Origin of the sequence: Bradyrhizobium campsiandrae (assembly GCF_014529705.1) — a bacterium.
Classification (GTDB): Bacteria; Pseudomonadota; Alphaproteobacteria; order Rhizobiales; family Xanthobacteraceae; genus Bradyrhizobium; species Bradyrhizobium campsiandrae.
Genome location: NZ_JAANIH010000034.1, coordinates 62,904 through 76,300, shown reverse-complemented (window position 1 = coordinate 76,300; position 13,397 = coordinate 62,904). Strand labels below are relative to the sequence as shown.

Here is a 13,397-nt window from a genome sequence, read left to right as displayed (position 1 = left end):
CCGTTCATCCCTCCAGCTTCTTCAGCAACAAGTTCAGCGCCGTCGCCGCGAATGTTTGCATGTTGGCAAACCGGTCGCTGCCACCGGTCTCCAGCGTCATCACTTCGGCCGCAGGTCCGGCGACCGCCATGCAGCTGTGGCCGGCGGCATCGCCATAGCGATTGCCGGTCGGGCCGGCTGCACCGGTCTCGGACAGGCCCCAGTCTGCGTTGAAGCGGCCGCGCATCTGTTCGGCCAGAAGCTTTGCATAGGGTTCCGACGACGAACGAAAGCCCTTCATTGCTTCGTCCGAAATATCCATCAGCACGCGCCTGGCGTCGCGGGTGTAGACCACCGCGCCACCGAGGAAATAGGCGGAGGCGCCGGGCACGGCGAGCAGGCTCGCCGCAATCAGGCCGCCGGTCGAGGATTCTGCGACCGCAATGGTCTGTTTGCGTGCGATCAATTTCGCCGCGACTTGTTCCGCAATGCCGACGAGCTCTTTCATCTCCAAATCCTCTTCCTCCGCAACCGAGCTCAGCCTTCCTAGCATATGACAGAAGCCTTGGCCGAGTTGCAGGCGAGGGGCAGGCCTGCTTGAATGGGCGGCAAGAGACTTAGAGGAAACGTGAGAAGGGAGACGTCATGGCGTCCCTGATCGCCGGCGGTGTGGATTGCGACGTGCATCCGGCAGTGCCGCATCTGACCAGCCTGCTGCCGTACCTGAACGACTATTGGCGCGACCAGGTGACGACACGCGGCATGGTCGACCTCGTCTCGCAATCCTATCCCAAGAACTCGCCGATCATGGTGCGGCCGGATTGGCGGCCCGAGACGGGCAAGCCGGGCGAAAGCCTTGCGGACATGCAGCGCCATGTGCTCGAGCCCTTCCAGCTCAGCTGCGCCATCTGCAACCCGCTTTACGGCGTGCAGATGGTGTTTTCGGAGGACATGCAGGCCGCCTTCTGCCGTGCGCTGAACGACTGGCTCGTGAAGGAATGGCTCGATCGCGATTCCCGGCTGCGCGGCTCGATCGTAATCCCGACCCAAAGCGTCGAAAAAGCCGTCGCCGAGATCGAGCGCTGCGCGGCGGACAGGCGCTTCGTGCAGGTGCTGATGCTCGTAATGGGCGACACGCCGCTTGGCAAGCGCGCGCTGTGGCCGATCTATGAGGCTGCGGAACGACTCGACCTGCCGGTCGGGATCCATGCCGGTTCCGCCTATCACAATCCCCCGACTGCCGTGGGATGGGGGTCCTACCACATCGAGGATTATGTCGGTCAGGCCCAGGCGTTCCAGACCCAGCTCACCAGCCTGATCGTCGAGGGCGTGTTCGCCAAATACCCGCGGCTGAAAATGGTGATGCTGGAGTCCGGTGTGTCCTGGATCTCGCCCTATCTCTGGCGGCTGCACAAGTTCTGGCGCGGCGTGCGGATGGAGACGCCCTGGGTCGATCGCGCGCCGCTGGAGATTGTGCGCAGCAACATCCGCTTCTCATTACAGCCATTTGATGCGCCGCCGGAACCTGAGACATTAATTCGCCTGTTTGAGCATATGCAGTCCGACGAATTGGTCCTATTCTCCACGGACTATCCGCACTGGCAGTTCGACGGCCAGGACGCGCTGCCCGAGGGTCTCACCCCCGATCTCGTGCGCAAGATCATGATCGACAATCCGCATGCAACCTATCCCCGCCTGACATGAGCCCGCTGCCAAAGGAGGCAAGGCGATGAATATCCAGTTCCGCGAGAGCCAAGAAGCCGCTTCCCCACTGACCGTCAAAACCGCCATCGCGGACTGCGACATCCACCCGGCACGCGCCACCCGGACCGAGCTCTATCCCTATCTCGCCAAACGCTGGCAGCATCATCTCGAAGTCTACGGTGTCCATGCCTATCAAGGCATGATGGAAGGCCCGCCCTATCCGAAGGCCCAGCCCAACGCCTCGCGCCGCGACGCCTGGCCGCCGGAAGGCGGCCCCCAAGGGTCTTCGCTCTCCTTCATGCAGCAGCAGCTGCTCGATCCCAACAATGTACAGCTCGGCGTACTCAATCCGCTCAACACCGGGCAGGGCATTCGCAATCACGAGCTCTCGGCCGCGCTGTGCTCGGCGATCAACGACTGGCAGATCGACAAATGGACCAGCAAGGACAAGCGGCTGAAGGCCTCGATCGTCGTCGGCAATGAGGACGGATTGTCGGCTGCCGCCGAGATCCGCGAGCGCGCCGGCGACAGGAATTTCGTGCAAGTGCTGCTGTTGAGCCGCAATGTCGAGCCGCTGGGTCAGCGTCGGTACTGGCCGATCTATCAGGCCGCGGAGGAAGCGGGCCTGCCGGTCGGCGTGCACGCCTTCGGCTTCGGCGGCAATCCGATCACGCCGTCGGGCTGGCCCTCCTATTACATCGAGGAGATGGTCGGCCACTCGCAATGTCAGCAATCGGCGCTGGCGAGCCTGGTGCTGGAGGGCGTGTTCGAGCGCTTTCCGAAACTGAAGATGGTGATGATCGAGGCTGGTTTCGGCTGGGCACCGTCGCTGGCATGGCGGCTCGACAAGGTCTGGCAGCGGCTGCGCAGCGAGGTGCCGCATGTGAGGCGGCCGCCGTCCGAATATATCCGCGAGCAGGTGTGGTGGACCACGCAGCCGATGGAGGATCCTGAGCGACGCGAGGATCTGTTCGACGTCATCAAATGGATCGGTTGGGACCGTTTGTTGTTCGCGACCGACTATCCGCATTGGGATTATGACGAGCCGTCGCGGGTGCTGCCGGCGGGCGTCAGCGAAGCCAATCGCGAGGCGTTCTATCTCGGCAACGCGAAGAAGCTCTACGGAATAGATTGATGGCGCGGCATGTGGTTGCCGCGGTCGATCAATTGCCGCCGGGCACACGAAAGTTCCTGGAGATCGACGGACGGCCGATCGCGGTCTTCAACGTCAAGGGCGAGTATTTCGGCCTGATGAACCGCTGCCCGCATCAGGGCGCAGCGCTGTGCGAAGGGCCGCTGATCGGCCTCGCGCAGTCAAGTGAGCCCGGCGAGATCGAATACACCAAGCTTGGCGAGATCATCCGCTGCCCCTGGCACGGCTGGGAGTTCGACATCCGCACCGGCCAGTCCTATTGCGACCCCCGCCGTTTCCGCGTGAAGGCCTATCCCGCCCATGTCGAGCCGGGCGGGAACGTGATGAAGGGGCCGTATGTGGCCGAGACGATCTCGGTGATGGTCGAGAGCGATTACGTCGTGGTGGAGCTGTAAGGCCACCGCAGCGGAGGGGCGCTCCCTCGCCCCGCTTGCGGGGAGAGGGGAGCACAACGCCCGTCAATGCCCCGTCGCCGGCTCCGCCACCGGATCATATGTCGGCACCGTCTTGCCGCCGCCGCGATAGACGATCAGTGCTGCGATGATGCCGAGCACGGCCGCAAACATCAGCCAGGCGCCCGGCGCGGCCTTATTCCCGGTGTGATCGATCAGCCAGGTCGAGGCGAACGGCGTGAAGGTCCCGAACAGGGCCGCCGCGAGCGCGAACGCCAGCGAGAAGCAGGTCGTGCGCACATGCGCCGGCACGATCTCGACGAGCGCGCCGAGCATGGTGCCGCTATACATGCCGAAATAGAACGAGAACATCATCTCGACGGCAAGCAGTTTGCCGAAGGTCGGTGCGGCCACCAGCCACGACAGGGCCGGATAGGCAGTGAGCAGCGACAGCGCCGCGATGCCGATCAGCACCGGCTTGCGGCCGATGCGGTCGGAAAGTGCGCCGCCGACCGGGTTCCAGATGAAGTTCGTGACGGCGACGAGCAGCGTCACCAGCAGCGCATCCTGCGTTGACAGTTTGAGAACGGTCTTGCCGAAGGTCGGCGTGTAGACGGTGACGAAATAGAACGTCGTCGTGGTCAGGATCGCGATCATCATGCCGAGGATCACGATGCGCCAATTGGCGAGCGCGGAGGCGAACACTTCACTGGCGGTCGGGTGCTTCTTCATGGCCAGGAAGGCCGGCGTTTCCTCCAGTGTGCGCCGCAGGAAGAAGATCAGCGGAATGATCAGGCAGCCGACAAAGAAGGGAATGCGCCAGCCCCAGGACGCGACCGTGTCGGCCGGCATCATCTCGGACAGGATGTAGCCGAGGATCGACGCGACGAAGATCGCGACCTGCTGGCTCGATGACTGGAACGAGGTGTAGAAGCCGCGATTGCCGGGCGTCGAGATCTCGGAGAGATAGACCGAGACGCCGCCGAGCTCGACGCCGGCGGAGAAGCCTTGCAGCAGGCGGCCGATCAGCACGATGACGGGTGCCGCGATGCCGATGGTGGCGTAGCTCGGACAGAATGCGATCACGACCGTGCCGATAGCCATGATGCCGAGCGTGACGATCAGGCCCTGGCGGCGGCCGATGCGGTCGATATAGGCGCCCAACACGATCGCGCCCACGGGGCGCATCAGCGCGCCCAGCCAGAATACGCCGAAAGTGTTGAGCAGCGAGGCGGTCTCGTTGGTCGAGGGGAAGAACGCCTTGCCGATTGCGGCGGCGTAAAAGCCGAACAGGAAAAAGTCGAACTGCTCGAGGAAATTGCCCGAGGTCGCGCGCAGGATCGCGCCGATGCGCGACTTGAGTGCGGGCGGATTGGTTGATGCTGCTGGTCCAGCCATGAACATTGTTCCCCTGATGACGTGGCCGGACCGGAACTTTGTTTTCTGGGCAGGCGACAGATTGTTGCTGTGACAATCTGACTACCCCTCTCGCGGGCAACGTTGCGAGTCAATCGAATTTGCCGCGGAAGCTGCTGATTTTTCAGCCCTTATTTTGCGTTGCAGCGAGGATCCATTGACGGAAGGCGGTGAGCTTTGCCGCTTCGCGGCGGCCGTCCGGTGAGACCAGATAGAAGCCGGCGTCTGCCGGCAGCACGATCTTGAAGGGGACCACCAGTCGCCCCTTCGCGATGTCATCCTGGACATAGGATGTGCGGCCCATCGCCACGCCCATGCCGTCGATCGCGGCCTGCACCGTCATGAAGGTCATGTCGAAGGTGATGCCGGGCTGGCGCGAGATGCCGGTCGACAGGCCCGCGGCCGTCAGCCAAAGACGCCAGTCGTCGCTGTTGTTGGTATGCAGCAGCACGTGATCCTTCAGGTCCTCCGGCATGCGCAGCGATTTGTCGCCGCGAAGGAGGGAGGGGCTGCAGACGGGAAACAGCTCGTCCGCCATCAGCCAGTCGGCGCGTACGCCGGCCCACTGGCCGCGGCCGTAGCGGATCGCGGCATCGACATTGTCCCGCTGGAAATCGACCAGGCTGGTCGAGGTGGTGATGCGGACGTCGATGCCGGGATGGGCCTCCTGGAAATCGGTCAGGCGCGGCAGCAGCCATTTCGCGGCGAGCGAAGCGATCGTCGAGACCGTCAGCACCTTGTCGTCGTCCTTGCGCAGCAGCCGGTCGGTGGCGAGGCGGAGGTCGTTGAAGGCGGCGCGGACGCCGGGCAGGTAGTCACGCGCTTCGGGGGTCAGCGCCAGCGCGCGGTTCTGTCGGATGAAGAGGCGGATGCCGAGCTCCTCCTCGAGCCTGCGGATCTGATGGCTGATCGCGGTCTGGGTCACGTTCAGCTCGGATGCGGCCAGCGTGAAGCTGAGATGGCGCGCGGCGGCCTCGAACGCCCGCAATCCGTTCAGGGAGGGCAATCTGGCAGTCATTTGGCAACAGGATACATGAGCTTATTTCATGCGAAAGGGTACAAATTGTCGTTTGTCGCAGCGCGTTCGGAAGCAGATATTAGCGTTCAAATTAGCTCCAGGAGCTGAAGATGTCTACTTTGACCCAGAATTCGATGACAAATCATCATGCGTCCGGCCTGATCCAGCAGATTGGCGAGACGCTGCATGTCTGGCACGAGCGCTATCGCACCAGGCGCGAGCTGACCAACTGGACCGCCCGCGACCTTCACGACGTCGGCCTGTCCTGGACCGACGTCGCCTTCGAGGCCGAGAAACCCTTCTGGCGGGCCTGATTGGCCGCCAGGCCGGCGCCGCCTGATCACAGGGGCGCCGGCGGTCCGGAACATTCACTGACCCACCATCGACCGTCCAAGGCTCGTGTCATGAGCGCCTATCGCCTGGAAGAGCTGAAGCAGTATTCGGACACGCTGCGCACCCGGCATGGCGAGGCGCTGAACGTGCGCTTCGTCGAGCCGCGCGACACCGACGAGCTGCAGCACTATTTCCGTTCGCTCTCGACCCGCTCCCGCTACAACCGCTTCTTCGGTGCGATCAGTGAACTGCCGAAAGGCCTGCTGAACGATTTCCTTGCCGTCGGCGAGCGCGAACGGTTCAGCGTCGTCGCGACCAAGATGGTCGACGGCTTCGAGACGATCGTCGCCGAGGCGCGCTACGCCCTCCATGCCGAGACCTCGACGCTGGAATTTGGCCTCTCGGTCGATGATCGTTGGCAGGGCCACGGCATCGCGACCGCATTGATGACGAATCTCGAATGCCGCGCAGCAGCCCTTGGCGCCGAGCACATGTTCGGCGACACGCTACGCTCCAACGCGACCATGATCTCGCTCGCGCGCAAGTCCGGCTTCGCCTTCGTCAACCATCCCGACGACTGGAAGCTGGTGCGGTTCGACAAGGAGATCCACATCGCGCCGAAGGAGATTCCCTGCGCCAGCTGGCGCCTCGCCGCCCTTTCCCGTCAGGCCGACAGCCCCTCAGCCTCGGCCTGACATGACTGCAAGCCCGGCCTGGTCCAGCCAGAGCCGGGCATTTTTTTGCCCTCTCAGACTCGTCATCCTGAGGTGCTCGTTCTGCGCCCTTTCGCAGAACGAGCACCTCAGGATGAGCGGCCCATCTGCATGCGTGATGTTGCCGCGGCGAGAGTCGGGCCGTCGCCCTTCAAGGGCCGCTGAAGAAGCGGCCACCTCAGCGGGACGGTCAAAGATTCGCGAGCGATCCTACTTCCCCGTAAACACCGCTTTCCGTTTCTCGATGAAGGCCTGCACCGCCTCCTTGTGATCGGCCGTGGTGGTGAGGCGGACCAGCCGCTCGGCTTCGTGGTCGCGGGCGGTCTCGAAATCGAACAGCACGGCTTCGTCGAGATTGTCCTTCATGTAGCGCAGCGCCAGGCGTGGGCCTTCGGCGAGGGATTTTGCCAGGGCGAAAGCTTCGGCCTGCAATTTGTCGTCGGGCACGACGCGATTGACGAGGCCGATGGCCTCGGCGCGGGCTGCTTCGATGCGATCGCCGGTGAACATCAGCTCGCGCGCCCGTGCAGTGCCGACCAGTCGGGTCAGCAGCCAAGCGATGCCGTAATCGCCTGACAGTGCGATGCGGGCATAGCCGGTGGCGACAAAGGCGGATTGCGCGGCGATGCGGATGTCGCAGGCCATGGCGATGGCAAGGCCGGCGCCGACCGCCGGGCCGGGCAGGGCGGCGATGGTCGGCTTGCGCACCGACACCAGTGCTCCCGTGAGCAGCCGCTGCCGCTCCTGGAGATCGGCGATGCGGTCTTCCTGCGACATCTCCAGCTTCTTGGGATCGCGATGCGCGCCCATGCCCTTGACGTTGCCGCCGGCGCAGAAGGCCTCGCCCGCGCCGGTGATGAGCAGCGCGCCGACATTGGGATCCTCGCCGCAGCTGCGGATCATCGTGCGCAGCGCCGGCGTCAGCGCGTCCGACAGCGAGTTGCGCGCCTCGGGCCGGTTCAGCGTGATCACCGCGACGCGGTCGCGGATGACGCAGAGGAGTTCGCTGGTGCCGGTATCGATGTTGGTTTCGGTGGTCATGATTCCTCCCTGGCTCTCGTAGGGTGGGCAAAGCGAAGCGTGCCCACGTTTTTTCTGCAATTTCGCCGAGATGGTGGGCACGGCGCTGTGCGCCTTTGCCCACCCTGCGGCAGTTTGCTTCAGAACTTCTCAACCCAGGGCCGCAGCTCCAGCTCCCAGCTCCAGGCGCTGCGCGGCTGCTGCAGCACGTTCCAGTAGCTCTCCGCGATCGCATCGGGATCGAGCATCGAATCCGGCTTGTCCGCAGGCTCGCTGCGTGCCGCGCTGCGAATGCCGCCGTCGATGACGAAATGCGCGACATGAATGCCCTGCGGTGACAATTCGCGCGCCATGCTCTGCGCGAGGCCGCGCAGCGCGAACTTGCCCATCGCGAACGGCGCCGACTGCGCATAGCCCTTGACGCTCGCCGAGGCGCCGGTGAACAGGATCGCTCCGTGCTTGTTCGGCAGCATGCGCTTCGTCGCCTGCTGCGCCACCAGGAAGCCGCCATAGGCACTGACCGCAATCGCATTCGCGACCTCGGCCGGCACCAGGTCGACGAACGGCCCGCGCGAGCGGCCCGACGCATTGTAGACCACGAGGTCGGGCACGCCGATCTCGCGTTCGACCAGGCCGAACAGGCGCTCGACCTCCTCGGGTTCGGTGGCGTTGCAGGCGTAGGCCTTTGCGCCGGTCTCGCTACAGAGCGCACCGAGCTTCTCGATCTTGCGCGCGGCCAGCGCGACGCGGATGCCCTGCGCGGACAATAGGCGCGCTAGCGAGGCGCTCAGGCCTTCGCCGGCGCCGACGATGAGAGCGATCTTGTATGTCGGGTGTTCCATGATGTGGTCTCTGGCGTGATCTGTGGCGTGATCTCTTGGGGACGGGACCTTGCTGATCTAGGCATCCGCCGCGCGGACAACCAGCCGGGCTGGTCACAATTCCGCAGGGCGAATTGCTCCTTCACGGCGATCATGCCTCCCTGCCAATTTGCGGCTTTATCCGTTTCCGCGATGGGAGCATGATCGACATCATCTCAAGCGGCAAGCGCCAAAATAAGCGCCAAAAATTGCCGCCGGGCGGAAGCGAAGAGGACGATCATGCACAAGCCGGTCACAGGGCAGCCAAAAGATGTCGCGACCGCACCATCCGGCTTGCTGGCGCCCGATACGTCGGGCATGAATTTTTACCGCGCGGATCAGGCGCTGACGGATCTTTTGCGCATCCATCTGCCGGAAAATCTGTTCCGCCACATCGAACCGCATCTGGACCGTCTCGGCGAGATGGCCGGTGGCCATCTCGACGAATGCGCGCGCCTCGCCGACCGGCACACGCCGGTGCTGCACCAGCGCGACAAGTTCGGTCGCGAGGTGCAGTGGATCGAATATCATCCGGCCTATCGTGAGCTGGAGAATGCCGCGTTCGGCGAGTTCGGCATTCACGCGCTTTCGATCCGCAAAGGCATCATGGGCTGGCCGGACAAATATCCCGTCGTGGCCAAGCATGCCTTCACCTTCCTGTTCAACCAGACCGAATTCGGCATGGGCTGCCCGATCAACGTCACCGACGGCTGCGCCAAGCTGTTGGCGAATTTCGGCAGCGAGGCGCTGAAAGCCAAATATCTGGATGGATTGACCTCGACCGACATGAGCAAGCTGACGCAAGGCGGCCAGTTCATGACCGAGAAGGAAGGCGGCTCCGATGTCGGCACACTGACCACGCGCGCGGTGCAGGAGGGCGACCATTGGCGCCTCCATGGCGAAAAATGGTTCTGCTCGAATGCCGATGCGAAAGTCGTGATGCTGCTGGCGCGGCCCGAAGGCGCCGGCCCCGGCACGCGCGGTGTCGGCCTGTTCCTGATGCCGCGCTTCCTCGACGACGGTTCGCAGAACCACTACCGGATCGTGCGCCTGAAGGACAAGCTCGGCACCCGCTCGATGGCCTCTGGCGAGATCAAGCTCGAAGGCGCCATCGCCTATGCCGTCGGCAAGCTCGATCGCGGCTTCGTGCAGATGGCCGAGATGGTCAATTCCTCGCGCCTCTCCAATGGGGTGAAATCGACCGCGCTGATGCGGCGGGCCTATCACGACGCGATGACGGTGGCGAAGAATCGCGTGGTGTTCGGCCAGCGTATCATCGATCTGCCGCTCGGCCGTCGGCAGATGCTGAAGATCCTGCTGCCGGTCGAACAGGCAATGTCGATGAGCTTCCTCACCGCCGATGCGCTCGACCGTGCGGAAGCCGGCAGCCAGGACGCGGCGGCGCTGCTGCGCATCCTCACCCCGACGCTGAAATTCCGCGCCACGCGCGATGCGCGCAAGGTCTGCGGCGATGCGCTCGAGATGCGCGGCGGCATTGGCTATGTCGAGGAATTCGCCACACCCCGCCTGCTGCGCGACGCCCATCTCGGCTCGGTCTGGGAAGGCACCGGCAACATCGTCGCGATCGATGCTATCAGGCGCGCGGTCGGCCGTCACGGTGCGGAATCCGCGCTTGCAGCCGATCTGCAGGCGCGTCTCGATGACAGTGCCTCGGTGCCGCAGGCCTGGCGGGACAATTTGCGCAAGTTGGTCGACCGCGCCGTCGGCTTTGCACGCGAGGTCGCAGGCAAGGCCGAGAATGAAGCCGATGCCCGCCGTGCCACGAGCCTGCTCTATCATGTCGCCAGCGCCGTGGCGCTCGCCTGGGAGGCGCATCGCATCCACGAGATGCGCGGTGATGCGCGCCGGCTGCTGCTGTCGCGGTTGGTGATCGACCACCGCGTGTCGCCGGGCGATCCGTTCCGGCTGACGGAAAATGCGACGCAGGCGAAGATCGCTGAACTGCTGCTCGGCGACAGCTCAGCCGGCATGAGCGAGGTTGGCGAACTGGTTCTGCCGGCGTAGGCTCTTTTTCTTCACCTCGCCCTTCGCGAGAGGTGAAGAACCCGCGCCCACCAAACAAACAACAAACGAGGAAACAACCGATGAAGGCCGCCGTCCTCTATGAAGTCAACAAGCCGCTGGTCATCGAGGATGTCAGCCTGCCCAAGCCGGGCCCGCGCGAGGTGCTGATCCGCACCGCCGTTGCCGGCCTGTGCCACTCCGACCTGCATTTCATGGAAGGGCTCTATCCGCATCCGCTGCCCGCGGTGCTTGGACACGAATCCGCTGGCATCGTCGAGCAGGTCGGTTCTGACGTGACTTATGTGAAGCCGGGCGATCACGTCGTGACCTGCCTGTCCGTATTCTGCGGCACCTGCGATAATTGCACCACCGGCCGCACCGTGCTCTGCACCGACACCACGGTGAAGATGCTGCCGGGAGCGTCCAACCGGATGCAGTGGAACAGGCCGGAGAAGCTGAATCAGTTCCTCAATCTCTCGTCCTTCGCCGAGCAGATGCTGGTGCACGAGAACGCCATCGTCAAAATCCGCAACGAGATGCCGCTCGATCTCGCCGCGCTGATCGGCTGCGGCGTCATTACCGGATATGGCGCGGTCGTGAACACCGCGAAAGTGACGGCGGGCGAGACCGTGGCGGTGATCGGCTGCGGCGGCGTCGGCATGGCCGCGATCAACGGCGCGCAGATCGCCGGCGCCGGCCGCATCATCGCCATTGACACCAATCCGGCCAAGCTTCAGCTTGCAACCAAGCTCGGCGCGACCGACATCGTCAATCCCGCCGATGGCGACGTCGTGAAACAGGTGCGCGACCTCACCAATGGCGGCGTGCATCATTCCTTCGAGGTGCTCGGCCGCAAGGAGACCGCGGAGCAGGCGTTCGGCATGCTGGCCTCCGGCGGCACCGCCACCATCGTCGGCATGATCCCGTTCGGCCAGAAGATCGAGCTGCACGGATTCGATTTCCTGCGCGAACGCAAGATCCAGGGCTCCTCGATGGGCTCGAACCATTTCCGCGTCGACATGCCCCGCCTGGTCGATTTCTACCTGCGCGGCCGGCTGCATCTGGAAGACTGGATCTCGGCCAAGCTGAAGCTGAGCGAGATCAACGAAGGCTTTGCCAACATGAAGGCCGGCAAGACGCTGCGCAGCGTGATCGTGTTCGATAGCTGAGCCGAATTATCAACCCGTCATTGCGAGGAGCTCTTGCGACGAAGCAATCCAGTCTGTTTCTCCGGATACATTCCGGGATTGCTTCGCTTCGCTCGCAATGACGGGCGGTGAGACTAATCGTCGAACATCTTCGGCGGCACGAACCCTCCGAACTCATGCTCGATCAGCTCGGCGAGCTTGAGTGGCGTGCGGTCCTCCAGCCACGGGCCGACGATCTGCACGCCGACTGGCAGGCCATCCGGCGCAAAGCCGGTCGGGATCGCGGTCGAGGGCAGGCCGGGCAGCGTGGCGATGCCGGGCCAGGCGAGTTGGTCGGTATAGACATGCGCCTTGCCGTCGATTGTGATGCGGCGCTGCTCCTGGTCCTCGGAGTGGTCGTGCGGGAAGGCCGGCGTCGGCATGATCGGGCAGATCACCGCGTCGAACGTCTTGAACAGCTCGCGCCATTGCGCCCGCAACCGGGTGCGTCCGGCGTTCGCCGCGACCCAGTCGCGGTGGCTCAACGCGATGCCGCGCAATCTTTCCGCGCCGAGACTATTGTCGCCTTCCGGCAGGGCCGCGGCGGCTGCCTTGGCGCCGGCATAGACGTCGGGTGCAAAGCTCGCAGCCAGGAACGACAACAGCATGCGCATATAGAGCCGCGACGAGGCCGCGAAGTCAGGCAGCAGCGGACTGCTCCGCTCGATCTTGACGCCTGATTTGGCGAGATTGTCGGCGAGCCTGTTGATGGTCCCGCGTACGACGGTGTCGGTCGGCAGCACCGGATCGGTGTCGACCACCAGCACGCGGAAATCCTTGAACGCGGCGTGGCGCGCGGCGGGGAGCTCCAGCTTATAGGCGATGCCCGCCTCGATCGGATCGGGGCCTGCCATCACGTCGAGCAGCAGCGAAAGGTCGGCCGCGCTCCGCGCCATCGGGCCGATCACCGAGAGGTCACGCTCGAACGGCAGAGGCGGCGCCGGCGGGGCGACGTGCCCGCGCATGGCGAGGAGGTTGAAGGTCGGCTTGTGTGCGTAAACGCCGCAATGGAAGGCCGGCACACGCAGCGAGCCGCCGATATCGGAGCCGATCGACAGCGGGCCATAGCCCGCGGCAAGTGCCGCCGCCGACCCGCCGGAGGAGCCGCCCGGCGTGCGGCCGAGATCGTAGGGGTTGTTGGTGGTGCCGTAGATGTCGTTGTAGCTCTGCCAGTCCGCGAGCGCGAGCGGCACGTTGGTCTTGCCGAGCACGATGGTGCCGGCGTCCCTCACCCGCGTGACCGGCAGCGCATCTTCCTTGGCGATGAAATCCTTCTGCGCGGGAATACCCCAGGTCGTCGGCAGGCCGGCGATGTTGTAGGATTCCTTCACCGTCATGGGCAGGCCGAGCAGCGGCTTGCCTTCGCCGCGGGCCAGAGCGGCATCTGCCTCGCGCGCGGCGCTCAAGGCCCGATCGAAATCCCGGACGCAGATCGCGTTGATCCTGCCGTCGTGGCGCTCGATGCGGTCGATCGCATCCTGCGTCAGCTCGACAGCGGAAACCTTCTTCGCCGCCAAGGCGGCCGACAGCTCGACCGCGCTTCTGAAACTCCATTCCGATTTGGCCACGTCATGCTCCTGCGCTTCTCTGGTCGCGA

At 64.3% G+C, this 13,397-nt stretch carries 13 protein-coding genes; 7 read left to right on the top strand and 6 right to left on the bottom strand.

Annotated features, from left to right (window positions below):
* Window positions 1–4 precede the first annotated feature (4 nt).
* Entirely contained in the window at window positions 5–487 is a 483-nt protein-coding gene (locus G8O24_RS24170; RefSeq protein WP_188103685.1) for a CinA family protein, read from the bottom strand.
* A gap of 137 nt (window positions 488–624) precedes the next feature.
* On the opposite strand from G8O24_RS24170, the gene G8O24_RS24165 reads away from it, so the two are divergent.
* The 3 genes from G8O24_RS24165 to G8O24_RS24155 are packed head-to-tail and all read left to right on the top strand — an operon-like array spanning window position 625 to window position 3,231.
* The gene (locus G8O24_RS24165; protein ID WP_188103683.1) at window positions 625–1,683 is read left to right on the top strand and encodes an amidohydrolase family protein; all 1,059 of its coding nucleotides are present in this window, start codon (window positions 625–627) and stop codon (window positions 1,681–1,683) included.
* A 25-nt stretch (window positions 1,684–1,708) separates the two neighbouring features.
* Window positions 1,709–2,818: an amidohydrolase family protein gene (locus tag G8O24_RS24160; RefSeq protein WP_188103681.1), complete on the top strand. Its 1,110-nt coding sequence runs from the start codon at window positions 1,709–1,711 to the stop codon at window positions 2,816–2,818.
* Complete coding sequence (locus tag G8O24_RS24155; protein ID WP_188103679.1) at window positions 2,818–3,231, top strand: Rieske (2Fe-2S) protein; 414 nt, start codon at window positions 2,818–2,820, stop codon at window positions 3,229–3,231. The genes G8O24_RS24160 and G8O24_RS24155 overlap by 1 nt, the downstream gene beginning before the upstream one ends.
* A gap of 63 nt (window positions 3,232–3,294) precedes the next feature.
* On the opposite strand, the gene G8O24_RS24150 is transcribed toward G8O24_RS24155, so the two are convergent.
* Both G8O24_RS24150 and G8O24_RS24145 read right to left on the bottom strand, forming a co-directional pair.
* The gene (locus tag G8O24_RS24150; RefSeq protein WP_188103677.1) at window positions 3,295–4,626 is read right to left on the bottom strand and encodes an MFS transporter; all 1,332 of its coding nucleotides are present in this window, start codon (window positions 4,624–4,626) and stop codon (window positions 3,295–3,297) included.
* A 142-nt stretch (window positions 4,627–4,768) separates the two neighbouring features.
* Window positions 4,769–5,662, bottom strand: a complete 894-nt coding sequence (locus G8O24_RS24145; protein ID WP_188103675.1) for a transcriptional regulator GcvA — start codon at window positions 5,660–5,662, stop codon at window positions 4,769–4,771.
* A 110-nt stretch (window positions 5,663–5,772) separates the two neighbouring features.
* On the opposite strand from G8O24_RS24145, the gene G8O24_RS24140 reads away from it, so the two are divergent.
* On the top strand, window positions 5,773–5,976 hold the full coding sequence (locus tag G8O24_RS24140; RefSeq protein ID WP_188103673.1) for a DUF1127 domain-containing protein: 204 nt from the start codon (window positions 5,773–5,775) through the stop codon (window positions 5,974–5,976).
* A gap of 90 nt (window positions 5,977–6,066) precedes the next feature.
* Window positions 6,067–6,690, top strand: a complete 624-nt coding sequence (locus G8O24_RS24135) for a GNAT family N-acetyltransferase (protein WP_188103671.1) — start codon at window positions 6,067–6,069, stop codon at window positions 6,688–6,690.
* Window positions 6,691–6,918: 228 nt separating this feature from the next.
* Here the strand turns inward: G8O24_RS24135 and G8O24_RS24130 are convergent, their stop codons facing one another.
* Together G8O24_RS24130 and G8O24_RS24125 are read right to left on the bottom strand one after the other, a co-directional pair.
* On the bottom strand, window positions 6,919–7,749 hold the full coding sequence (locus tag G8O24_RS24130; RefSeq protein ID WP_188103670.1) for an enoyl-CoA hydratase: 831 nt from the start codon (window positions 7,747–7,749) through the stop codon (window positions 6,919–6,921).
* 119 nt (window positions 7,750–7,868) lie between these two features.
* Window positions 7,869–8,570: an SDR family NAD(P)-dependent oxidoreductase gene (locus tag G8O24_RS24125; RefSeq protein WP_188103668.1), complete on the bottom strand. Its 702-nt coding sequence runs from the start codon at window positions 8,568–8,570 to the stop codon at window positions 7,869–7,871.
* Between the two features lie 258 nt (window positions 8,571–8,828).
* On the opposite strand from G8O24_RS24125, the gene G8O24_RS24120 reads away from it, so the two are divergent.
* Window positions 8,829–10,613 carry an acyl-CoA dehydrogenase family protein gene (locus tag G8O24_RS24120; RefSeq protein ID WP_188103666.1) on the top strand — a complete coding sequence of 595 codons (1,785 nt, stop codon included), beginning with the start codon at window positions 8,829–8,831 and terminating at the stop codon, window positions 10,611–10,613.
* 80 nt (window positions 10,614–10,693) lie between these two features.
* Window positions 10,694–11,782 carry a Zn-dependent alcohol dehydrogenase gene (locus G8O24_RS24115; protein ID WP_188103665.1) on the top strand — a complete coding sequence of 363 codons (1,089 nt, stop codon included), beginning with the start codon at window positions 10,694–10,696 and terminating at the stop codon, window positions 11,780–11,782.
* A 113-nt stretch (window positions 11,783–11,895) separates the two neighbouring features.
* On the opposite strand, the gene G8O24_RS24110 is transcribed toward G8O24_RS24115, so the two are convergent.
* A complete protein-coding gene (locus G8O24_RS24110) occupies window positions 11,896–13,368 on the bottom strand; it encodes an amidase (RefSeq protein ID WP_188103664.1) in 1,473 nt (490 codons plus the stop codon).
* Between the last annotated feature and the right edge of the window lie 29 nt (window positions 13,369–13,397).